A 21,919-nucleotide genomic window follows, 5' to 3' on the forward strand; every position below is an offset into this window, starting at 1 on the left:
GGTTATTATTAGGGGTCAAGTAGTCGATGCCTTGACACCCCCGAATCATACCAAGGGGACTTTTCTATTTCAATAGGGCTCCACTAACCAAACAGGAATGCTCTGGGAGGATCAGCCCGACAGGTGATGACAACTTAGGGGAGCGAAGCGACCAAGTTGGCTCACCGCGGGCCCTCCAGAACGCGTCCGCCTGGAGCGGAAAGCAACTGCCTATGGGAAATGATCAGTATACTATTTTTTACTGTTAACTTATTCATTCAGAATACTTCAACAAGCAGGATTCGATCCGCTAAAAATGTGATATAGTATTGGATAAATAACACGAAGAGGATCGGGGACTTATCATGAAAGAAAAAATTACAAAAGCCAGTATTTTATTGTTTGAAGAAAAAGGATTCAGCGAAACTTCAATCCAAGACATAGTCGAGGCACTCGGCGTAACCAAAGGAACATTCTATTACTACTTCAACAGCAAAGAACAACTACTAATGGAAATTCATCTCGACTATATTTCGGATCTGCTCAATCGCCAACAGACTATTTTGGAATCAAGCAATCTGTCAAACCGCAAGAAACTGGAAGGAATCATCTCACTGCTCATCCATGACATTCAGGACAAAGGGCCGAGCGGACGTGTGTTTTTCCGGGAAATGCGCCATCTGATCGAAGAAAACGTCAAATCAATCGAGAAACAGCGCGATCTGTTCCGTCTGCATATCGAACAGCTTATTACAGACGGCATAGCAACCGGTGAATTCCGCAAAGACCTGCGTGCGGATATTGCTGCGTTTGGCGTATTAGGCATCGTAAACTACAGTTATAACTGGTTTAATCCGATGGGTGAAATATCCGCTAATGAATTAAGTGAACTGTTTTCCAGTATGTTGCTCGAAGGAATCGTTCCACGATAAGCTGATCGTTCTGCTTGTCTGTGTTCAACATACCTACTGGTTAGTATAAAGGAGGATTTAGCATGAAAGATGCAACGACAATTACAGTAAGAACTGGAGAAGAACTCGATAAAGAAAAACTGCAGAAGTTTATTCGAGAGTACATTCCAGAAGCCCCTGAAGGAGAACTGCAAATCCGCCAATTCAGTGCAGGACATTCTAATCTGACCTATTCGCTGCAAATCAATGAGTGGGAAGCGGTATTGCGCAGACCACCGCTTGGGCCAGTCGCACCGAAAGCGCATGATATGGAAAGAGAATATCATATTTTATCGAGCTTGCATCCGTATTTCAAACCGGCTCCAAAATCCTATGTGTATTCTGATGATGAAGAAATTGTCGGAAGTCCATTTTTTATTATGGAGCGCCGGAACGGTATCGTGCTGGATACGGAGTTTCCCGAAGAAATTACCTATACGCCGGAGCTTGGGCGTAAGATTTCAGAGTTGCTGGTTGAGCAGCTTGTGAGCCTGCATCAAGTAGATTATAAGAAAACAAAGCTTGTGGACATGGTGAAACCTGAAGGCTTTATGGAACGGCAGGTTGCTGGCTGGATCGGACGCTACGAACGGTCGAAAACAGATGAAGTAAAAGGTGTGGATGAACTGACCGATTACTTGAAAAATCATGTGCCGGAGTCAGCGGAACCAACAATTATTCATTATGATTATAAATTGAACAACGCGATGTTCTCAGAAGACTTTTCGGAAGTGACGGGGCTGTTTGATTGGGAAATGACGACGGTCGGAGATCCCTTGGCGGACGTTGGTGCAGCGATGAGCTACTGGATTCAGGCGGATGATCCAGAAATCTTGAAAAAAGGTCTCGGCAAACCGCCTGTGACGGTGATGGACGGGTTCTTCACAAGAGATGAGTTCATTAAGCTGTATGCAGAAAAAAGCGGACGTGATGTCAGTTCAATTGATTATTATTTGACGTTTGCTTACTTTAAACTAGCGGTCATTTGTCAGCAGATTTATTACCGTTATAAAAAAGGGCAGACGCAGGATCAGCGCTTTGCTCATTTCAATATTTTTGTAGAGAATCTGATTCAGTATGCCTTGATGAGTTCGAGAAAGTAAGGAGTGACAGGATGAAAATTCACTTGCTATTCAAGAAAGAAGAGCTGGACGAGACAAAGCTAGATGCTTCCAAAACAGTCGTGGTCTTCGATATATTATTGGCTACTTCCACAATATCGGCCTGCCTTTCATTCGGAGCGCGTGCAGTGATTCCAACGGCAGATGAAGACGAAGCATGCGAGATGGCGAAGAATTGGCCAGCTGAAGAAATTTGTGTGGCGGGTGAATGGAACGGTCTGCCGATTGATGACTTTTCATATCCGCTGCCTCTATTAATTAAACAGGAAGTTGCGAATAAAACACTGATTCTCTCGACGACAAACGGTACGGTGGCCATTCGAAAAGCCGCGGCTGCCCGCAAAGTCTGGATTGCTTCATTGCTCAACAGTCCGGCAGTTGCTCGCAAAGTATATGCGGAATATGAAGACAAGACGATTTTACTTGTTTGTGCGGGATCAGCAAATCAATTCAGCCTGGAAGATTTCTATGGCGCAGGCTACTTCCTGACCGAGCTGATACGGCAGGTAGGAGAGGAGTCGGTAGAATTAACCGATAGTGCGCTCAGTGCAAAGTTGTTTTACGAGAGTCAGGCAGACCGCAGTGAAATTTTATTGGCCGGCTCAAAAGTCGGTGTATCTCTGCTGGATCTTGATTTAAGTGAAGACCTCTATTTCGTTAGTCAGAAGAATCAGCTGGAAACAGCCCCTTCTCTATCAGGAAATCAAATAATCTGTGATAAAAATGTAAGCATATATAAAGCGTGAGGAGTGAAGTGAATGAAACATACAGCTCATTTTGAGTTTTGGCCGCCACGGATTGCGAAAACACTGACAGTACCTGAAACGACACTCTATGATAATTTAGCGATTACCGCGAAGAAATATCCGAATAAAACCGCATATGAATTTTACGGCGGATCGGCAACATACAGTGAATTGCTGAATGAAACTGAAAAAATGGCTGGCTATCTCGAGCAGGAATGCCAAGTGAAAAAAGGCGATCGAGTATTGTTGCTTATGCAGAACTCCCCGCAATTTCTCGTCAGTTTATTTGCGATCCTGCGAGTCCGTGCGGTTGCTGTCGCGATCAATCCGATGAGCACGACGGAAGATCTGCAGTTTTTCCTGGAGGACGGCGAAATTAACATGGCATTTGTGGGACAGGAATTGTATTCGAAACTGGCGCCGCTGATCGGCACAACGACACTCAAAACAGTGATTGCTGCAGCCTATTCAGACTGTATTGATGAAGGGAAAGCTCTTGGTGTGATTCCTGAAGAAGTGAAGACGCCGGCAATGGAACTGCCGAAAACGGTTTCTTGGTCAAAAGCATTGAATGCTGATCAAACGCCTTCCGCCTACACAGGTGCAAGTGACGATATGGCAATGATTCCTTATACATCCGGGACGACAGGCGCGCCGAAGGGATGCATTCATACAAACCGCACTGTTCAGGCGAATACGACAGGTTCTTATCACTGGATGACAATGAGTCCGGATACTGTGGCGCTGACGAGTCTGCCTTTATTTCATGTGACTGGATTGACGCACAGCGCGCTGAATCCTATCCTGGCAGGGAGTAAAATGGTTATTCTCACTCGGTGGGACCGTGATTATGCGATCAAAGCAATCGAACATTTCAAAGTCAGTCACTGGATCAATATTAGTACGATGCTGATTGATTTCCTGGCGAATCCGAAGCTTGCGGATTATGATATTTCTTCATTGGATGTTGTTGGAGGAGGGGGAGCCACGTTGCCCGTTGCTGTTGGTGAAAAGCTACGTCAGTGGACGGGGCTTGATTATGTCGAAGGGTACGGCTTATCTGAAACGATGTCACATACCCATTTTAATCCTCCGAATCGGCCGAAACTGCAGTGTCTGGGCATTCCGGCGTTCGGCGTGGATGTGCGCATTATTGATCCAGCAACCGGCGTGGAACTAGGAGTAGAGGAAGAAGGAGAGCTGGTCGTCAACGCGCCGCAGATGTTCAAAGGCTACTATAATCAGGAAGAAGAGACGAAAGCGAGTCAGCTTGTGATTGACGGTAAGGAGTTTTTCCGTACAGGTGACATCGTGCGCATGGATGACGAAGGCTACTTCTTTATCGTGGACCGCGTCAAGCGGATGATCAATGCGGCGGGCTATAAAGTGTGGCCGACAGAAGTGGAGTCGATTCTCTATAAGCACCCTGCTATTCAACAGGCTTGTGTTGTACGGCATCCAGATGAAGTGCGCGGCGAGACGGTCAAAGCTCTACTTATTTTGAATGAAGAGTATAAAGGAAAAGTGACTGGTGACGAGATTATCGAATGGTCGAAGGATCAGATGGCGAGTTATAAGTATCCAAGGATTGTCGAATTCCGCGACAGTTTCCCAACGACAAGCAGCGGGAAGATCTTGTGGCGTCAGCTGCAGGATGGCTGAAATGCGGAGAATGAAGCTGATTTGAGAGATGTCATGTCTTTCAGATCAGCTTTTTCTAATGAAAATGGATCGGGAGTGGGGGCGTCGCACGAAAAAGCTTCATGAGCGAACCAAAGCCGGTGGTAGCCGCGCCAAACCGCCACTTTTACTCAACCCCAGAGAATGATAGGATAGAAAGAAACGTAACGGGAGGCTTTTCGAATGAAACAGCCAACAGAGAAGCATGTGCTGATCTATGGAGATGTTTTTGTAGATTATATTGCAACAGATGAAACGAATACAGAATTCGCGACTTTCCTTGGAGGCGCGACAGTGAATGTGGCGGCAGGCGTTTCACGGCTTGGAGCAAAGTCATCACTCATTACAATTAGTGGAGACGATGAAGGTTCGCGGGTTTCTTTTGAAGAATTGAAGCGGGAAGGCGTCGATCTGACTTATGCGGTTCATTCGTCCGATAAGAAAGTGAACGGGGTGTATGTGCATTTGACATCGGATCATGACCGGGTGTTTGCGAAATATGTCGACGATACGCCTGATTTACAAGTTGAGCCGAGTGATTTGCAGGAAACAGCTTTTCTTGATGCTTCGATTCTGCATATCTGCTCAGGCACGATGTTTCAGCCGACTGCTTTAGAGACGACGAAGCGTGCAGTCGAGCTTGCGAAGTCAGCAAATGTGTTGCTTTCATTCGACCCGAATATACGACCGCTGCGCTGGGAAAGTGAAGAAATCTGCCGGCAGACGATCTTACCTTTTATTGAGCAGACGGATTTACTAAAGCTGACTGAGGAAGAGCTATGTTTCTTGATGGAGACGGAGGAAGTGGAAGTCGGCCTTGCTAAATTAGCGGCTTACGGGGTGCCGGTTGTCATGCTGACGCTGGGGGCGCATGGCACACTGGCGATTATTGACGGTGTGCAACAGCATGTCGGCGTCAAGGCGATTGAACCTGTCGACACAACGGGAGCAGGAGATGCGTTCATCGCTGGCGTGTTGCGGGAAATTCAAATGAACGGCAAACCGGAGACTACGGATGAGTGGCTTGAAATAATCTCGTTCGGCAATCAAATGGGTGCGCTCTGTGCGCTCAAGCCGGGCGCTTTGTCTGCGATGCCGCATGCGAATGAATTGGGCGGGCTATGAGCGTCTGGCGGGGATGTATGATCGGGCTTCATTTGGGTATGAGCGCGCGAAGAGCTGCTATGATCGAGTTTGATGTTTCTATGAGCGCTCAGCGGGGGTGTATGAGCGTTTAGCGTGGTTGAATGATCATACACTGCGGTTTTTCGGTAAAATGTTATCTGCTGTGCAAAACATCGAGCACAAACCACCATCTGCCACACATTCTCGCAACAAGTGGCTGATGTAAAAAAAGGACCATCCAAAAGTCAGATAGACATGACTTGTTGAATGGTCCTTTATGCTGTTATATCTTGAATTCCTGGATAACGTGCTGCAGCCTCATAGCTTGATCGCTGAGATCGCGGGCTACTGTATCAATTTCTTCAATCGTAGCCATTTGCTCCTGTACAGCGCCGGAGTTCTGCTCAGTTTGTGCAGACGCTTCATCCGCTTGGCAAGCGATTTCTTGAACGGAAGCAGATACTTCTTCAGCACTCGCCGAAATTTCCTCCGTAGCGGCAGAAATATCTTCAATCTGACCGCCCATTGCCTGTATAGCTGTAACGATAGTTGAGAAAGCTTTGCCGGCGTCTTCAATGACTTGCACGCCTTGCTCGGCATTTTTCAAACTATCTGCAACAGAAGCTTCGACATTTTTTGTATCAGTCTGAATATCGGCAGTAAGTTTGACAATCTGGGTCGCTGAGTTTTTGGACTGCTCTGCGAGGTTTCGTACTTCATTGGCCACGACGGCAAAGCCTTTACCTTGTTCACCTGCTCTGGCTGCTTCAATGGCGGCGTTGAGAGCGAGAAGGTTCGTCTGCTCTGTAATTTCTGTGATAACTTTTGTAATATTTTCAATTTCGATCGTTTGCTTGCTGAGACGCTGAATCAATTCGCTTGTCAGATGAGAAGAATCGTAAATGATGCTCATCTGATCTTTCGCCAGCTGTACGGACTGTTCGCTGTCGCCCGCCAGTTTTTCTGTTTCATCTGCGCTTGTATTCAGACGCAACGCAGATTCTGCGATCCGTTGTACACCGATTGCCGTCTCTTCCATTGCCAATGAACTTTCTTTTGCGGAAGCAGCAGAGGTTTGCGCACCGGATGAAATCATATCCATATTACGGCTCACTTCCTGCGATGCTTTCGTCACTTCCTGCGTACTTGCGGATAATTCTTCTGCGGAGGCAGTAACGTGCAGTGCGTTGTCATTGATTGTACTAATGACATTCCGCAGATTATGTTTCATCGTATTGAAGGAATTCGCCAGGTCACGAAGTTCGTCTTTCGCTTTCACATGGACATCTTCCTGTGTTAAATCACCGCTCGCCAAGACCGCGGAAGCAGCAGATAGACGTCTGATCGGTCTTGAGATTGTCCGATAAATGAAATAGGCAATTAACATAGCTAGAATGGTATCGGTAATAATGGAACTCACTAACGAGCTTTTGGACTTAGCAGCATCTGCTTGTGCTTCGGAACGTTTTTTATCGAGTTCTTCGTTCTGATAAGCGGCTATTTCTGCAGCAGCCGATTCAATGCCGACACTTGCTTGACTCGTTTCTTCCACCATTATTTTTTCAGCTAAATCATAATTTTTTGCTTGCACAGCAGCAACGATTTTATCGGCATTCGCATCAAATATCGCAATGTTATCGTTTGTTTGCTGTACGAGTTCTTTCATCTGTGCTGACTGTACGACATCAGATAGATGGTTGACTTCATCTTTCAGTGTCTGCTGGTGTTCGCGCAGTGATTCTAACGTTATATCCGAACGCTCGCTCATATAAGCGCGGATATAAAGACCTTGCATGGCCATTTCCTTCAAAATGTTATTTGCTGTATTTGCACGATCTACTTGTGTGTCCAGCATGCCTTCATAGTCCTGTGTAACCTTCGCCAACTGTGAAATACTGAAGAAAGCAAACATCAGCAAGACAGCAAGCATGACACCAAATCCTCCAAAAATCTTTTTCCCTATGGTCATAAGATAACCCCTTTCATGACTAATAACCTATTTATAATTATATTTTACTATAATCTACTGATTTAGAGGTAATCAATTCTTAATTAACAAAAAAATGTTCTCTTATATAGACTAAAGTATGACACAATCTATCTATATATCGGCAGTGTTTTTAGAAAATTAATAGAAAAGGCATACAAAGTTTGAGAATCATTTCAAATGAAAAAGTCTGGTGTCTATTTATTCAGAATAATTTGTATGAAAGGTGTTTCTATGGTAGTATAATGAACACATGATAATAGAAGAAACTGGGGGAATTTAGATGCCTAACGGTACGCAGAAAGAACATATTTCAAAGCCGAAAGAAAATGTTTGGACGTTTTTGCAAGATATTAATAACTGGGCGCCGCTTATTCCTGGATACATTGAGCACGAAGTACTGAGCGATGATCAATTTACATGGAAGTTCCGCGCTGATTTAGGAATGATGCAAAAGAATATCGTACTGCGAGTTGATGTAATGGAGAAAACGGAAGCCTCGAAGATTAGTTTTAATTTAGAAGGCCTGAATGAAAGTTTAGACGGCAATGGCTACTTTGAATTGTATGAGGCAGCTGATCAAACAACTGATCTCACAGGCTATCTTGATATAAAAGGCAAAGGTATGATGGGCTCTATGATTAATACAATGATGAAAAACTATGTGCCACAGACGGTTGAGGAATTGACAAGATCGATTGGCAGTAAGGCAGCGCAATAATAAAGATGAATACCAGGACTTTTCCATAATGGAGAGGTTCTTTTTTTTATATCAGCTTGCCCTTTACGTTAACGTAAATGCTATCATTATAAAAATAGAAGAAAGGGGAATGCGAGGTGAAGACGATTCGGGAGACCGCGGAGCTGTTTGATGTGTCGACGAGGACCATCCGCTATTATGAGGAAATTGGTTTATTGTCACCTACTCGTACAGAAGGCAATCAAAGACTCTACACTTCATCGGAACTGGCCAAAATAAAATTAATTGTACGCGGCAAGAAGTATGGTTTTTCATTGGATGAGATTAAGGAAATGGTGTTGCTATTCGATAAGGATCGCACGGGACGAAAACAGCTGGAGCGGACGATTGAATATGGTGAACGGCGGATTGAAGAAATTGAAATGAAAATTCGGGAGCTGCAGGAAATGAAGTCTGAAATGCAGCAGCTGCACAAAATGTTCCAACATAAGCTTGTAAATTCGAAGGGAGAATGAATAGATGAATAGTTCAAAGTTATTGTCGCGCAACGCACGCAAGTATCCAAATACTGAGGCGGTTGTCAGTATGGGGAAAAGAATGACGTATAAAGAGCTCGATCAACAGGTGAATCAATTCGGCCATGCGCTTCGAAATCAGGGTGTCAAAGCGGGAGCGAAAGTCGCGTTATTCTTACCAAACGTTGCAGAGTTTGTCATCGCGTATTTTGCGGCGCAGCGTATCGGTGCAATTGTTGTTCCGATCAATGTGAAACTGACTGCCAAAGAACTAGAATTTATTTTGGAGCATGCCGATGCCGAGGTGCTGATCGCGCATGAATTAGTATTTGAAGCAGCAAGTGAAATGAAAGCGCCTTCATTGCGGATTAAGACGGGTGGAGCGGCTGACGGCTGGCTGGATTTCCATGAGTTACTGGAGCAAGGCGATCAGACTGCTATTGAATGTGAGTTAAAAGAAGATGATGAATCGACCATTTTATATACATCAGGAACGACTGGAAGCCCTAAAGGCGTACTCTTCAGCTACCGCAATATTTTAACGGTTGCTTCGATGATTTCGGTGGAAATGGAAATGAAACCGGAAAGCCGCATTTTACTGATGATGCCGCTCAGCCACTCGGCACCGCTTCATTTGTTCATGATGGCCGGGGTGTACATGGGTGCAACGCTTGTGCTGACACCGATGTTCACACCAGACTTGTTCATTGATACAGTCGAGAAAGAGAAGACAACACACTTCTTCGGAGCACCGGTTGCCTATCTGCTTTCTGCAGGAAATCCGAAGCTGCAACAAGCCGACCTTTCTTCAATGAAATGGTGGGTCTACGGCGGAGCACCGCTGTCTGCTGAAGAAGTGAAAAAGGTGAAAGCGGCGTTCCGTACCGATAATTTGGTTTGTGTGTATGGACTGACGGAAGCAGGTCCGAGCGGTTCATTATTGATGGCGGATGAACATGATACGAAAGCGGGCAGTATTGGACGGCGTGCACCTTTGCACACGGAACTGCGCATCGTTGATGAAAACGGAAGTGATGTTGCAGCGGGAGAAGTCGGTGAAATTGTGCTGCTCGGTGAAGGGAATATGCTTGGCTATTATAAAAATGAAGAAGCGACGAAAAACTCCTATTACGACGGCTGGCTGCGTACCGGCGATATGGCGATGGAAGATGAAGACGGATTTTATTGGATTGTCGGACGTAAGAAGGACGTGATTTTATCCGGGGGTGTCAATATTTATCCGCAGGAAATCGAAGAAACGATTGTACAATTCCCGGGAATGACCGAAGTGGCGGTTGTTGGTGTACCACATGCGGAGTGGGGTGAAACGGTGAAAGCAGTCTATGCGGCGTCGGGTGCGATTGATGTCGGCGATCTCCAAGCCTATTTAAAGGAGAACTTAGCTTCATTCAAAATTCCGAGAATCTATGAGCAGGTAGAAGCACTGCCGCGAAATGCTTCCGGTAAAATCCTTAAACAGCCGTTGCGGGAAGGAGAATTTGTACAATGAAAGTTTTACAGAAAACCGATCATTATGAAGCGGAAAATTTTTTCATAGGGGATGAAACGCTCGAACTCATTTTACGGGAGCGGCTGCAGGGGCCGTTTCTCGATTACGCACTGCGGGAACTTGACGAGTTCGGAAGGGCATGTGCCAATGAAATTGATCAGCGTGCAGCGCATACCGACCGAGAAGGCGAGCCGCGTTTGCTTCGCTATAATAAATTCGGTGAAGAAGTTTCGGAAGTATGGGTCAATGAAGGTTATAAGCAAACGGTTCAGCAATCGTATGACACGGGAATAGTCGGCTACGTCCATAAAGAAATTCCTGAGCTAGGTCATAAGGGGAATTACACCTATAGCTTTGCGCAAGGGTATTTGTTGTCGCATGCGGAGCCTGGATTTTACTGTCCGGTCACACTGACGATGGCGACGGCTTATCTGCTTGATCATTTTGCTGATGATGAAGTGAAAAAACGCTTCCTGCCGCATGTTTGCGCAACGGGTGATGTTCCTTTATTCGAAGGTGCCACGTTTTTGACAGAGCGTCAGGGTGGATCTGATGTCGGTGCGAACATTGTGCGGGCAGTAGAGGAAGACGGCGAGTACCGATTGTATGGAGAAAAGTATTTTGCTTCAAATGCCGGCATGGCAGGCGTTGCGATGGTATTGGCGCGAAAAGAAGGGGCACAGGAAGGTTCGAGGGGGCTGACATTGTTTGCGGTTCCTTGGCGGAACGAAGAGGGAGAGCTAAACAATCTCCGTGTACGCCGCCTGAAAGATAAACTTGGTGTACGGGCTGTGCCGTCGGGCGAGGTGGAGTTCGAAGGGGCGGTCGCGTATATTGTGGGAGATCCGACGAGAGGACTTGCCTATATGCTGGAGGCATTGAATTTATCGCGTATTTGTAATGCCGTCGCGTCACTCGGAATTATGCGCAGAGCTCTATTGGAGTCAGATACGTATGCCAGCCGCAGAAATGCATTCGGCCAGCCACTGACGGATTATCCGATGGTACGTGATTCGCTAGGTAAGCTGCGTGCGAAGTTGCATGCCGAAACGGTAACGGTGTTCGATTTCATTAAGCTATATGAAAATGTCACGGATGGCAAGGCGAGTGAACGGGAGCAAGTGTTGAACCGGCTTTTCATTGCGCTGATTAAGAAAGAAACGGCTGAGCAGGCGATTCATTTTTCACATGAAGCGATCGAGATGCATGGCGGCAACGGCTTTATCGAAGACTTTGTCACTCCGCGTCTGCTGCGGGATGCGCAGGTGTTGACAGTTTGGGAGGGGACAGCAAATATTTTAGCGCTGGAGCTGATCCGTCTCGTTTCCAAATTCAACGCGCATGAATTGTTTATTGATGAAATGAAATTGCGAATTTCGGGCTTGGTTGATAGTCAATTAAAGCGGGTGCTCGAAGCGGAGCTCGCTAATCAAAACGAGGGTCTCACAGCATTTTCCGGATATGATCATGCACTGCAGACATTCGAAGCAAAGAAGTGGATGAAGCGTATGTCCGATCTCTATGAAAGTGTTGTGACGCTTGAGTGGGCAGATAAATATGGTGAAAAGTATGAGAAGTTGGCGGATGTTTTTATGGAAGATACGTGGAATCTACGGCATTCAGGTGATCGAATGAAGACTGTAGAGTACTTTGAAGATATAATGTAAAGAAAGACAGCGGGGCAGTTTTATGCCTGGCTGTCTTTCCTTTATGCTGGTCTGAATGAAGAGCGTTAGGTTTGATATTTGATCGTACAGATTTCTGATAGAGAGAATTCCTTCACGGTGGTATCTCCGAAGGGCTGGAAATGAACGGTACGGGTACTTCGGTTGAAATCCAAATAATAGCCGGTTAGTTTTGTGTCTTTCGAATTAATTAGCGTGAGTACTACAGGCGTGCCCATCACGAAATCAGTGATGATATGGACCAAATGCAGTTCTTCGTAACATTTCGATTCTCGCTCAGGAATACGTGGAGAATCACAGCCGCTGCAAGGTCTGAATTTTCTAGATGACATAAAAGTATGCACCTCCTTCTTTCCTAGCTTATGTTGATATTTGAAGGGGAGCTGTGCCGTTTTGGTAGGTAAATTGCCGGTTATGAGCACTTACGGCGATTTCATGATCATTTGACGGGGCGTATGGATCATATCTGAAGAGGCTATGATCACTTGGCATATTGTCATGATCACGCTCGCGGGATTTATGAGCGTTTGCGGAGCAGCAATGAGCATCAGCCGGAAATTCGAATGAAAACGGCGGCGGTTTTTCGGCACATGGCATGTACTAAGAAAATGGTAAGAGTATCTTACGCTCAGCGCGCCAAAACAGCAGTTTCCTGAACCAAACTACTCCGACTGCGAACCAAAAACAAGGACTGCCGCACATTTTCTGCTTTGCCCCGCACCAAACCACTGTTCGAACGCACCAAACCGGCCGGCTGCCGCACCATTGCCCGAAAATATTATCAGAGAAGTTCCGATAAACAAAAAAGCTATTCGAAGAGTCTAGAAAACATGACTCTTCGAATAGCTGAGCAATACCTTGCTAATCTATTAATCCATCACCAATCCGCCATCAACAACCAGGTTCTGACCTGTAATCGCGCGGCTTGCAGGGGAAGCGAAGAATACGACTACGTCTGCTACTTCTTCCGGTGTCACGACGCGGTCGATCGGTGTGCTGGCTTTGATGATGTCGAAAACTGCGTCGGGTGTTGCAGCGCTTGCATCTGTTTTCAATAAGAGGCCGCCCGATACCATGTTGACTGTGATGCCGTCAGATCCGAGTTCTTTTGCCATGCTGCGTGTCATGCCGAGAAGTGCCGCTTTGCTTGTGTTGTAGTCGTGATAGGGAACTACCGGATTTTGTACGAGATTCGTTCCGATGTTGATGATTCGTCCGAATTTCTGAACCTTCATTCCTTCTCTAACTGCCTGCAGCGTATGTAATGTCGCGCCGACAGAGCCTTCGAGCTGCTTCAGGTAATCCTGCCAGTCAATTGTATCTAGCTTTTCACGGTCATCTCCGTTGAATGAAAAGTCGATAAGCGCGTTGTTGACGACTGTTGTAATAGGCTGACCGAAATAATTCTTAGCATCTTCCACCAATTTCTGCAGTTCTTCCGGATTGCGCACATCCGCTTTCAGTGCAATCGCACGGTCTGCTCCAATTTCATTGACGACTTCCTGCGCTTTCTCTTCGCTTTGGAAGTAGTTCACAACTACTTTGGCTCCTGCTTCGCCGAATGCTTTTGCTGTTGCCGCCCCTAATCCTCTGCTTGCTCCTGTTACCAGTATAACTTGATCTTTTAATTCCAATGAATACAGCTCCCTTTTACCTATCATCACAAAAAAGACCACTGAGAGTCAGCGGCCTTTTAAGAGCGCCACTTCCCTACGCCGGTGTTAACCGAATCAGGTTCAAAGGGTCGGAATAAATTCCTCTCAGCCAATTGGCACCCCTAGTGATCTTGTTATATATGTGTCTAGTAAGTATAGCATAATGGTAATATTCTGTGTTTAGATGAAACTCTCTTAAAATGTGATAACACCTAGAGCCATAGTGATTAGGAATAATACGATACTGAATCCCCACATGATCAGGAAAGAGTAGCGAATATGTTTCCCCATCTCAAGACCTGCCAGACCAAGTGCAAGCCAAAGTGCAGGAGAGAACGGGCTGACGAATGTTCCAATGATGTTTCCGACGATCAGCGCATAGGCAGCGGAGATCGACGGTATGCCGAATCCGGAAACAACTTGTTCGACGATTGGCAATAGAGCAAAGTAATAAGCGTCTGTACTCAGCAATAAATCGAATGGTACACCGAAGAATCCGATGATGATGTGTAAGTAGGGAACGATGAATGCCGGAAGAACTTTTACTAGATCGGTAGCGATGGAATCCAGCATGTTCGCGCCGTTCAAGATTCCCAAGAATGAACCTGCAGCCAAGATGATTGCAGCCATCAGCAACGCATTCGGTGCGTGCGCTTTGATCCGCTCCATCTGCTCAGTCACAGAGCGATAGTTCAATGGCAGTGCAATACTGAATCCTACCATGAAGATAAAGCCGGCCGGAACTTCTCCCCAAACGAGCAGTCCTATGACACTTATTGCGATGATCACGTTTAGCCAAAGCATTTTAGGACGCTGCAGCGAATTAACAGTTTTGGCAGATTCATCTTCTACAACTGCTTCCTCTTCTATAACTTCTTCTTCCATTCCATCGGCTGCCCGCTTTGCAATACGACGGTTCTCACGCATACCGAGAATGAATGCGACCGCAACCAGAAGCACTAAACCAATGACCTGGATCTTAATCAATGGGCGCCATAGCTCTGTGACATCCATACCGAGAACTGCTGCTGCACGGCCAAGTGGACCGCCCCAAGGTACCATATTGACAATACTTGCAGATGTTCCTACGAGCAGCAAAAGCAGATAAGGACTCATCTTTAGACGTTTATAAAGAGGTAATAATGCAGGAATCGTAATTAAAAACGTCGAGGCACCTGAACCGTCCAGCTGCGCAATTGCTGCAATAACGACAGTTGCCATTGCAACAGCAACAACATTTCCCCGTGAAATACGAATCATTGTATTAATGAGAGGGTCGAAAACGCCGGCATCTTGCATGATTCCGAAAAACAGAATAGCGAAAATGAACATAATAACGACACTGATGACCGAGTCGATCCCGCTTCCGAAGAACTCCCCAATTTCTTTGAAGTTAAACCCGGCAAAGAAGGCACCGAAGATCGGCACAATAACTAATCCAACAATCGGTGTAATCCGACCGCTGATCAGCAAAGCGACAATAATAAAGATGGTTAATAAACCAATAATACTTAACATAGCTTTTCCCCCTTATAAGAATAAGTTTGAAAAGAAGGATGTAAGCGGATACAAATGAAACAATCCAATAAGTCCTTCTTAAGTTGTTCATACTGTAACATGGGGGAAAGGTGCTAAAAAGCTTATGATGATAAGTCCAATAGAGTTTATTCTATGCATTTTGTTCATTCTGCTCACGGCTGGAGTAGTCAGATTTTCAAATAGGTTCGCTCAGGTCTTCCGACATCGCCGTAATGAAGCTGTGCTTTCGCTTTATCCGCAGATACCAGATATTCTAAATAGCGTCTGGCGGTGGAACGGCTGACCCCGGCAGCCTGTCCGACATCAATTGCGTTCATGCCGTCTGCTGAACTGCTTGTCAGAACTTCTTCAATTCGTTCCAGTGTTAACTGATCAATTCCTTTTGGCAGGCCTTCCGACGTAGCGGTGGAAGAAGGACTTAGATCTATTCCATATAACAGACGGTCCAAATCCTCCTGATTAACTTCGTCTTTTGAAGACAGTAAGATTTTGCGTGCCCGATAGCGTGTAAATGTTTTGTGAAAGCGGTCAAAGTCTACAGGTTTAAGTAAATAATCGACAACACCTCCATGTAAAGCTTCCTCTACAGTTAGCGTCTCTTTTGCCGCAGTCACGAATATGATGTCGATAGCTGGGAAGTCATGCCGAATGCGCCAAAATAGTTCAAGTCCGGGGCTGTCCGGTATGTATACATCCAATAAAATTAGCTCAGGGAGTTGCTCTGTCTGCTGTAAAAAAGCCATGGTATCTTCTGCTGTTTTCATTTCTGCAAGGATGTGAAAGCCGGTGATTTCTTCAATAAGTTTCCGATTTATTTGCGCCACACGAAAATCATCTTCCACAATCAATACTCCTATTGTCTGTACCATATCTACCATCCTCTATTCATTATTTTTTGGTATCGACACGACAAAACAGGTGCCCCCAAGTTCACTCGGTTCAATAGACAGCTGGCCGTTTACTGCATCGACTGCTTGTTTCGTCAGTGCAAGGCCGAAGCCTCTGCCAATTCCTGTTTTTGTCGAAGTACCTTTTCTGAAAATATCGTCCAGCAACGAGCTTGCAATACCAGGTCCAGCATCGTCTATTTCAAATAGCAAATCTTGTCCAATATCCGTAAAAAAGACAGATATTTCCCGGGAAATTGCTTTTTCATCATAAACTGCGTCAAACGCATTATCCAATAGATTTCCGACAGCAGTCAACAGAGCCTGCCTATTACGGTCGGATAAAGGTGAATGCAGGCGGCTGCCAGGCTGAATCGTCACGTGGATCTGTATTTCACTCGCTTGGTTTAATTTCCCGACAAGCAAACCGCTGACATAAGGATCTTCAATTTCATCTAGCAATGCATCCATCCATTCCTGCTGAATATTCATTTCATCCTGAATAAAATCTAAAACTTCTTCTTTTTTTCCCAAGCGGGTCAACCCCATGATCGTATAAAGCTTGTTGGAGAACTCATGAGTCTGAGAACGAAGAGCATCGGCGTATTGCTGGATATGCGTCAGTTTTTTTGTCAGATTCTCGATTTCTGTTTTATTTCGGAAAGTCGCAACTGCACCCCATATGTTATTTTCGTAGAAGATGGGCACGCTGTTTACGTACACGCGGTGTGTGCCAAGAATCTTTTCCTGATCAAAGAGAGCCAACTCGGTTTCCAGCACGTACGGCAAATCAGAAGTGGGGAAGCTCTCTTGAATCGATTTGCCAATCCATTTATCCGCCTGAAAATCATCGTCTGTCAACAATTTCAAAGCGGCAGAGTTAATCATCGTGATCTGTCCTTCTTTATTAATTGCGACAATCCCTTCGTGAATAGAATGGAGAATCGTTTCATTTTGGAATAATAAATGGGAGATTTCCTCGGGTTCAAGGCCGTATAAAGTCTTTTTAATATAGTTTGCAATGAATACAGCACCGATGATGGCAGCGGTACTAATTCCAAGTAGAACAAGCCATATTTCTTTACTGTAATCCCATATAACTGAATTAATCGACTCTGCTAAAAAGCCGACAGATACAACACCGACAATCTCTCCGTCTGAATAAATCGGAACTTTTGCACGCAAGGAACTGCCAAGGGTCCCTGTAGATTTAGAAGTGTACGATTCGCCGAAAGTAAGTGCGCGTTCATTATCCTCTCCCACCATCTTCTCACCGATGCGGTCGGGATTCGGATGGGCATAACGAACTTCTTCACGGTTACCTATGACAATAAACTCTGCATCTGTCTGGTCCTGTATTTTTTGTACAACTGGCTGGATAATGGAGGAAGGGTCGTCCGAATTGAAAGCATCAATAACCTCTGGAATCAATGCCACGCTAGTTGCTACGCTCAGCGCCCTCTCACCAATCTGTGTTTCCAGCGTATCCGTAACGAAAAAACTCATGAATCCGCCGATCAGTAAAGTGATCGTTACAACGAGTGCTCCGATCAACCCCACCATTTTCATATGTAAGTTAATGAAGGATTTTGGTTTTATATGATGAATATGCAAGTCTTGTTTATTAATGCGGATCATGAGCGGACATCTCCCCGTAAGTAGCGATAGGTTTAGCATACCATGTGCGTTGTTCAGTCAGGGGAAAATAAGCAGGCATGACAACGAGTGTTAACAGAAATTCTCTAGCACTTTGATAACACCAATTTCCTTCGACAATACTAATTGGAACCCCCGTGATTTTATATGTAAGTCATGAATTCCTTATAGGTACCGTACACTTATTCTTATTGTAATAGAGGGGGAATTCCGACCAAAATAAAAAACAAGTTTTCTTTTTCAGAAAGTTTGTTAGAATGAAATAAAGAAAAGCAAAGGAGAAACCACATGCTCAAAAATATTCCCAACAATTTATCTCCTGAAATACTCAAGGTATTAATGGAAATGGGCCATGGAGATGAAATATTAATAGCTGATGGTAACTTTCCATCAGCTTCACATACAGCTAACATACTGCGTTTAGATGGACAAAACGCACCTGAGATTCTGCAAAGTATCCTTTTTCTATTAGAGTTGGATGATTATGAGGAAGGTGGCGTTATGTTGATGAAACCAAAAGAAAATGAAGAGACTCCAATTATATGGAACGACTATAAAGAAATCTTACAACGAACAGATAATGATCACATTTCAATTTTGAAATTAGAACGCTTTGCATTCTATGAAAAAGCTAAGAAAGCCTATGCAATTATTGCAACGAGCGAGCAAGCATTGTACGCAAATATTATGCTACGAAAAGGTGTAATTAGAATAGGAGATGAATCGTTATGTTGGCAGGAGTAAGACATCATAAAATTAAAGAAATGGTAGATGAACGAGGCACTATTCGGGTTACAGAGCTTAGTCAATTGCTTGGTGTGACAGATGAAACGATCAGAAGAGATTTAGAGCGCTTGGAAGGACAAGGTAAATTGTATCGCACACATGGCGGTGCAATAAGTGCGAAACAAGAAGAAGATGATGTACCTCATTTTCAGAGGGAAGTGATTAATAAAGAAGAAAAAATCATCGTGGCAAGAGAGGCAATTAAATTAATAGAAGAGGGAGATATTATTTTCCTTGATGCAAGCTCATCCGCTCTTTATTTAGCACGTTTAATTCCTGATATGCGGCTAACTGTTTTGACAAATTCTATTCAAATTTGCGTTGTATTATCTGGACATTCAAAGATCCAAGTCATTTCAACAGGTGGTAACCTATCTGCCAGATCCATGTCTTATGTAGGGCAAGTGGCGCTAAATACACTGGATTCTTATTATGTAGATAAATTATTTTTCTCCTGCAAAGGCTTAGATGAAGATTGGGGAATAAGTGACGGGAATGAATTACAGGCATTGGTGAAACAAAAAATAATTGAACGTGCAACTAAGAGAATTTTATTACTTGATCATTCGAAGTTGGGGAAAAAAGCATTTGCTAGAATATCAAGTTGCGCTTGTATTAACACAATCATTGTAGATTCAAAGACAGAGCTTGATAAGCTAGGTTTTTTGAAAGACCAAGGAACTGAAATCTTATTACCCCGGTTAGCAAAAGAAGCTCATTAAAAGAGCTTCTTTTTAGAATTGTTAAAATTCGTATTGCGTTTACAATATTTATCATCTATAATCAACAACAACAAAGAAAAACAAACATTACCAAAGAAGAAAGAAAATTCTGTTTAGGAGTGAGTGCATGGTGCCTGTTTTGCTTTCTATGAGAAACATATCTAAATCATTCCCTGGAGTGAAAGCGCTATCAAATGTAGATTTAGAATTACGGCATGGCGAAGTTCTTGCTTTGGTTGGTGAAAATGGGGCTGGCAAGTCTACTATGATGAAGATATTGAATGGGATCTATTCTAAAGACGAGGGGAAAATTTTATTGGAAGGAAAAGAGGTAAACATTGAAAATATTAATCAAGCGCAAGAGTTAGGTATCTCTATCATTCACCAAGAACTGAACTTAATGAGAGACTTGACAGTCGCTGAAAATATTTTCATCGGGCGGGAACCTAGAAGTGCTTTTAACTTCTTTTTAAAAGATAGAGAGCTAAATAAAAAAACAGCCGACTTATTCCGAAGGTTGAATATAGAATTAGATCCACACACGAAAGTGGCAGATTTAACGATTGCTAAGCAGCAAATGGTGGAAATCGCGAAAGCCCTTTCTTTTAATTCTAAAATTATCATTATGGATGAGCCTACAACAGCGCTAACTGAAACAGAGATCGATTCGTTGTTTGTGACAGTTGAGAGTTTGCGCAACGATGGTGTAGGTGTAATTTATATATCTCATAGAATGGATGAACTTAAGAGAATTACGGATCGAATCACAGTGATGCGGGATGGAACTTACATTGATACGTTAGAAACGAAAGATACTGAGATGAGTAAAGTTATACAATTGATGGTTGGTAGACAAGTATACATAGAATCGAAACCAACCTCAATCAACGAAAATCATGAAACAATTCTTAGATTAGAAAATGTTTCGACCAAAGATCACTTGAGAAATGTTTCATTTGAGTTGAAAAAAGGTGAAATTTTAGGGTTTTCCGGATTAATGGGTGCAGGACGTACGGAAGTAGCCAGAGCGATTTTTGGTGCTGATAAAATTGAAAGCGGTTCCATTTATTTGAATGGTAAGGAAGTAAAGATTAAGTCTCCGAAAGAAGCAGTGGAAATGGGAATAGGTTATGTGTCTGAAGATCGCAAACATTTAGGTTTATTGGTGGATATGGATGTTAAAACCAATATGGCCTTAGCCACTATCAAAAACTTTACCAAAGGAAAATTAGTAGTGAGTCAAAGAGAAATGGGGAAAGTGGCAAAAAAGTATGTGAAAGAGTTGAAAATCAAGACTCCATCTGTACATCAGAAAATTCGATTTCTTTCGGGCGGCAATCAGCAGAAAGTAGTTATTGCAAAATGGTTATTGCGGAATTGTGATATTTTGATTTTTGATGAGCCTACTCGGGGCATTGATGTAGGTGCGAAAGGTGAAATTTACAAGTTGATAGATGAATTGGCTGAAAGTGGGATGGCGGTCATTATGATTTCGTCCGAATTGCCTGAAGTATTGCGTATGAGTCACCGGGTAATTGTGATGTCGGAAGGGAGAATAACAGGCGAACTATCATCTGCGGAAGCTACTCAAGAAAAGATTATGGAGTTTGCCACAGCTGCCAAATAAAGAATGGAGTGAGATGGTTTGAGTATAGATACAGTTATAAACGAAGAAAAGAATAAGAAGTCAGGCAGATATAGAATTCCATCGGGAGCAATTCAGCAAGTTTTGGCGTTTGCCAGTTTGATTGCCTTAGTTATTTTCTTCTCAATTGCTTCAGGAAGTTTCCTTCAATACAGCAACATCATAGGGATTCTGCTTTCTACTGCGGTCATTGGGATTTTAGCGTTAGGTGCAACATTTGTCATCATTACGGGAGGTATTGATTTATCTGTTGGAACGGTCATGACTTTGTCATCTGTCATGATCGGTGTAATCGTCGTAGATGGCGGTATGCCAATTTGGGTGGGTATTGTCGGTGGTGTTTTAACGGGTGCATTATGTGGTCTGTTAAGCGGGTTTGCGATTGCGAAATTAAATATTCCGCCGTTTATAGCGACGCTGGCTATGATGATGATTGCAAAAGGTTTGGCGCTGGTAATTTCAAGTGCAGCCCCCATTTACTTTAATGATCATCCTAGTTTCACAAAGATTTCTTTAGGTTCTATTACTCCTGTTATTGAAGTTCCGAACGCTATTCTAATCTTTTTCATAATGGCGATTATCGGCGGCGTTATTTTAAGTAAAACAATTCTTGGAAGATACAACTTTGCAATCGGCAGTAATGAGGAAGCGACAAGATTATCTGGTGTGAACGTGAATTTCTGGAAGATGTCTATTTATACACTTGCAGGAGCTTTTACAGGCGTAGCGGGTGTGTTGATGGCAGCTCGTTTAAATTCAGCGCAGCCGGCACTAGGTCAAGGCTATGAATTGGAGGCGATAGCTGCTGTTGTCATAGGGGGTACTTCACTAAGCGGTGGTAAAGGTACAATCGTCGGAACCGTGATCGGTGCTTTAATTATGAGTGTTTTAACAAATGGTCTGCGGATTATGTCTATACCACAAGAATGGCAGACTGTGGTTGTTGGTTTGGTTATCATTCTCGCAGTCTATGCAGATACGTTACGTAAGAAAGCCTAATGGATGGTAGGATGTCTGAAATCAGACTGATT

General features: G+C 44.0%; 19 protein-coding genes and 1 riboswitch. Of the genes, 13 read left to right on the plus strand and 6 right to left on the minus strand.

The window, feature by feature from the left end:
* The first annotated feature begins 344 nt into the window (after positions 1-344).
* The 5 genes from Q1J64_RS04310 to Q1J64_RS04330 all read left to right on the plus strand — a co-directional run bounded on the left by Q1J64_RS04310 (position 345) and on the right by Q1J64_RS04330 (position 5,601).
* Positions 345-911, plus strand: a complete 567-nt coding sequence (locus Q1J64_RS04310; protein WP_301107852.1) for a TetR/AcrR family transcriptional regulator — start codon at positions 345-347, stop codon at positions 909-911.
* Positions 912-973: 62 nt separating this feature from the next.
* Entirely contained in the window at positions 974-2,032 is a 1,059-nt protein-coding gene (locus Q1J64_RS04315; protein WP_301107853.1) for a phosphotransferase family protein, read from the plus strand.
* Positions 2,033-2,043: 11 nt separating this feature from the next.
* Complete coding sequence (locus tag Q1J64_RS04320) at positions 2,044-2,796, plus strand: 2-phosphosulfolactate phosphatase (protein ID WP_301107854.1); 753 nt, start codon at positions 2,044-2,046, stop codon at positions 2,794-2,796.
* Between the two features lie 12 nt (positions 2,797-2,808).
* Positions 2,809-4,458, plus strand: a complete 1,650-nt coding sequence (locus tag Q1J64_RS04325) for a long-chain-fatty-acid--CoA ligase (RefSeq protein WP_301107855.1) — start codon at positions 2,809-2,811, stop codon at positions 4,456-4,458.
* A 201-nt stretch (positions 4,459-4,659) separates the two neighbouring features.
* Entirely contained in the window at positions 4,660-5,601 is a 942-nt protein-coding gene (locus Q1J64_RS04330; RefSeq protein ID WP_301107856.1) for a carbohydrate kinase family protein, read from the plus strand.
* Between the two features lie 283 nt (positions 5,602-5,884).
* Here Q1J64_RS04330 and Q1J64_RS04335 read toward each other — a convergent pair whose 3' ends face one another.
* The gene (locus Q1J64_RS04335) at positions 5,885-7,570 is read right to left on the minus strand and encodes a methyl-accepting chemotaxis protein (RefSeq protein WP_301107857.1); all 1,686 of its coding nucleotides are present in this window, start codon (positions 7,568-7,570) and stop codon (positions 5,885-5,887) included.
* A 301-nt stretch (positions 7,571-7,871) separates the two neighbouring features.
* Between Q1J64_RS04335 and Q1J64_RS04340 the strand changes: the two genes are divergently transcribed.
* The 4 genes from Q1J64_RS04340 to Q1J64_RS04355 all read left to right on the plus strand — a co-directional run bounded on the left by Q1J64_RS04340 (position 7,872) and on the right by Q1J64_RS04355 (position 11,980).
* On the plus strand, positions 7,872-8,309 hold the full coding sequence (locus Q1J64_RS04340) for an SRPBCC family protein (protein WP_301107858.1): 438 nt from the start codon (positions 7,872-7,874) through the stop codon (positions 8,307-8,309).
* Between the two features lie 116 nt (positions 8,310-8,425).
* Positions 8,426-8,803, plus strand: coding sequence for a MerR family transcriptional regulator (locus Q1J64_RS04345; RefSeq protein WP_301107859.1), 378 nt, complete (start codon positions 8,426-8,428; stop codon positions 8,801-8,803).
* Between the two features lie 4 nt (positions 8,804-8,807).
* Entirely contained in the window at positions 8,808-10,313 is a 1,506-nt protein-coding gene (locus Q1J64_RS04350; protein ID WP_301107860.1) for a class I adenylate-forming enzyme family protein, read from the plus strand.
* Positions 10,310-11,980: an acyl-CoA dehydrogenase family protein gene (locus Q1J64_RS04355; RefSeq protein WP_301107861.1), complete on the plus strand. Its 1,671-nt coding sequence runs from the start codon at positions 10,310-10,312 to the stop codon at positions 11,978-11,980. The genes Q1J64_RS04350 and Q1J64_RS04355 overlap by 4 nt, the downstream gene beginning before the upstream one ends.
* A gap of 65 nt (positions 11,981-12,045) precedes the next feature.
* On the opposite strand, the gene Q1J64_RS04360 is transcribed toward Q1J64_RS04355, so the two are convergent.
* The 5 genes from Q1J64_RS04360 to Q1J64_RS04380 form a co-directional block, all read right to left on the minus strand.
* Positions 12,046-12,330 (minus strand): hypothetical protein, encoded by a 285-nt coding sequence (locus Q1J64_RS04360; RefSeq protein ID WP_301107862.1) that lies wholly within the window; start codon positions 12,328-12,330, stop codon positions 12,046-12,048.
* 537 nt (positions 12,331-12,867) lie between these two features.
* Positions 12,868-13,632: a 3-oxoacyl-ACP reductase gene (locus Q1J64_RS04365; RefSeq protein WP_301107863.1), complete on the minus strand. Its 765-nt coding sequence runs from the start codon at positions 13,630-13,632 to the stop codon at positions 12,868-12,870.
* 56 nt (positions 13,633-13,688) lie between these two features.
* Positions 13,689-13,787, minus strand: a riboswitch (TPP riboswitch).
* 61 nt (positions 13,788-13,848) lie between these two features.
* Entirely contained in the window at positions 13,849-15,171 is a 1,323-nt protein-coding gene (locus tag Q1J64_RS04370; protein ID WP_301107864.1) for a CitMHS family transporter, read from the minus strand.
* A 188-nt stretch (positions 15,172-15,359) separates the two neighbouring features.
* Positions 15,360-16,061, minus strand: coding sequence for a response regulator (locus Q1J64_RS04375; protein WP_301107865.1), 702 nt, complete (start codon positions 16,059-16,061; stop codon positions 15,360-15,362).
* A gap of 12 nt (positions 16,062-16,073) precedes the next feature.
* Positions 16,074-17,717 carry an ATP-binding protein gene (locus tag Q1J64_RS04380; protein ID WP_301107866.1) on the minus strand — a complete coding sequence of 548 codons (1,644 nt, stop codon included), beginning with the start codon at positions 17,715-17,717 and terminating at the stop codon, positions 16,074-16,076.
* A 306-nt stretch (positions 17,718-18,023) separates the two neighbouring features.
* Here Q1J64_RS04380 and Q1J64_RS04385 point away from each other — a divergent pair, with 306 nt between their 5' ends.
* The 4 genes from Q1J64_RS04385 (at position 18,024) to Q1J64_RS04400 (ending at position 21,887) form a co-directional block, all read left to right on the plus strand.
* The gene (locus Q1J64_RS04385) at positions 18,024-18,479 is read left to right on the plus strand and encodes an RbsD/FucU family protein (protein WP_301107867.1); all 456 of its coding nucleotides are present in this window, start codon (positions 18,024-18,026) and stop codon (positions 18,477-18,479) included.
* Entirely contained in the window at positions 18,464-19,243 is a 780-nt protein-coding gene (locus tag Q1J64_RS04390; protein ID WP_301107868.1) for a DeoR/GlpR family DNA-binding transcription regulator, read from the plus strand. Before Q1J64_RS04385 ends, Q1J64_RS04390 begins: the two co-directional genes overlap by 16 nt.
* A gap of 127 nt (positions 19,244-19,370) precedes the next feature.
* Complete coding sequence (locus Q1J64_RS04395) at positions 19,371-20,870, plus strand: sugar ABC transporter ATP-binding protein (protein WP_301107869.1); 1,500 nt, start codon at positions 19,371-19,373, stop codon at positions 20,868-20,870.
* A 24-nt stretch (positions 20,871-20,894) separates the two neighbouring features.
* Positions 20,895-21,887 (plus strand): ABC transporter permease, encoded by a 993-nt coding sequence (locus Q1J64_RS04400; RefSeq protein WP_301107928.1) that lies wholly within the window; start codon positions 20,895-20,897, stop codon positions 21,885-21,887.
* The last annotated feature ends 32 nt before the right edge of the window (positions 21,888-21,919 follow it).

The organism is Sporosarcina sp. (assembly GCF_029257255.1).
Classification (GTDB): Bacteria; Bacillota; Bacilli; order Bacillales_A; family Planococcaceae; genus Sporosarcina.

What these genes read in the sequence shown, in the direction of transcription:
- Q1J64_RS04310 (WP_301107852.1), top strand. Translation starts at nt 345, where the DNA reads ATGAAAGAAAAAATTACAAAAGCCAGTATTTTATTGTTTGAAGAAAAA.
- Q1J64_RS04315 (WP_301107853.1), top strand. Translation starts at nt 974, where the DNA reads ATGAAAGATGCAACGACAATTACAGTAAGAACTGGAGAAGAACTCGAT.
- Q1J64_RS04320 (WP_301107854.1), top strand. Translation starts at nt 2,044, where the DNA reads ATGAAAATTCACTTGCTATTCAAGAAAGAAGAGCTGGACGAGACAAAG.
- Q1J64_RS04325 (WP_301107855.1), top strand. Translation starts at nt 2,809, where the DNA reads ATGAAACATACAGCTCATTTTGAGTTTTGGCCGCCACGGATTGCGAAA.
- Q1J64_RS04330 (WP_301107856.1), top strand. Translation starts at nt 4,660, where the DNA reads ATGAAACAGCCAACAGAGAAGCATGTGCTGATCTATGGAGATGTTTTT.
- Q1J64_RS04335 (WP_301107857.1), bottom strand. Translation starts at nt 7,570, where the DNA reads ATGACCATAGGGAAAAAGATTTTTGGAGGATTTGGTGTCATGCTTGCT.
- Q1J64_RS04340 (WP_301107858.1), top strand. Translation starts at nt 7,872, where the DNA reads ATGCCTAACGGTACGCAGAAAGAACATATTTCAAAGCCGAAAGAAAAT.
- Q1J64_RS04350 (WP_301107860.1), top strand. Translation starts at nt 8,808, where the DNA reads ATGAATAGTTCAAAGTTATTGTCGCGCAACGCACGCAAGTATCCAAAT.
- Q1J64_RS04355 (WP_301107861.1), top strand. Translation starts at nt 10,310, where the DNA reads ATGAAAGTTTTACAGAAAACCGATCATTATGAAGCGGAAAATTTTTTC.
- Q1J64_RS04360 (WP_301107862.1), bottom strand. Translation starts at nt 12,330, where the DNA reads ATGTCATCTAGAAAATTCAGACCTTGCAGCGGCTGTGATTCTCCACGT.
- Q1J64_RS04370 (WP_301107864.1), bottom strand. Translation starts at nt 15,171, where the DNA reads ATGTTAAGTATTATTGGTTTATTAACCATCTTTATTATTGTCGCTTTG.
- Q1J64_RS04375 (WP_301107865.1), bottom strand. Translation starts at nt 16,061, where the DNA reads ATGGTACAGACAATAGGAGTATTGATTGTGGAAGATGATTTTCGTGTG.
- Q1J64_RS04380 (WP_301107866.1), bottom strand. Translation starts at nt 17,717, where the DNA reads ATGATCCGCATTAATAAACAAGACTTGCATATTCATCATATAAAACCA.
- Q1J64_RS04385 (WP_301107867.1), top strand. Translation starts at nt 18,024, where the DNA reads ATGCTCAAAAATATTCCCAACAATTTATCTCCTGAAATACTCAAGGTA.
- Q1J64_RS04390 (WP_301107868.1), top strand. Translation starts at nt 18,464, where the DNA reads ATGTTGGCAGGAGTAAGACATCATAAAATTAAAGAAATGGTAGATGAA.
- Q1J64_RS04395 (WP_301107869.1), top strand. Translation starts at nt 19,371, where the DNA reads ATGGTGCCTGTTTTGCTTTCTATGAGAAACATATCTAAATCATTCCCT.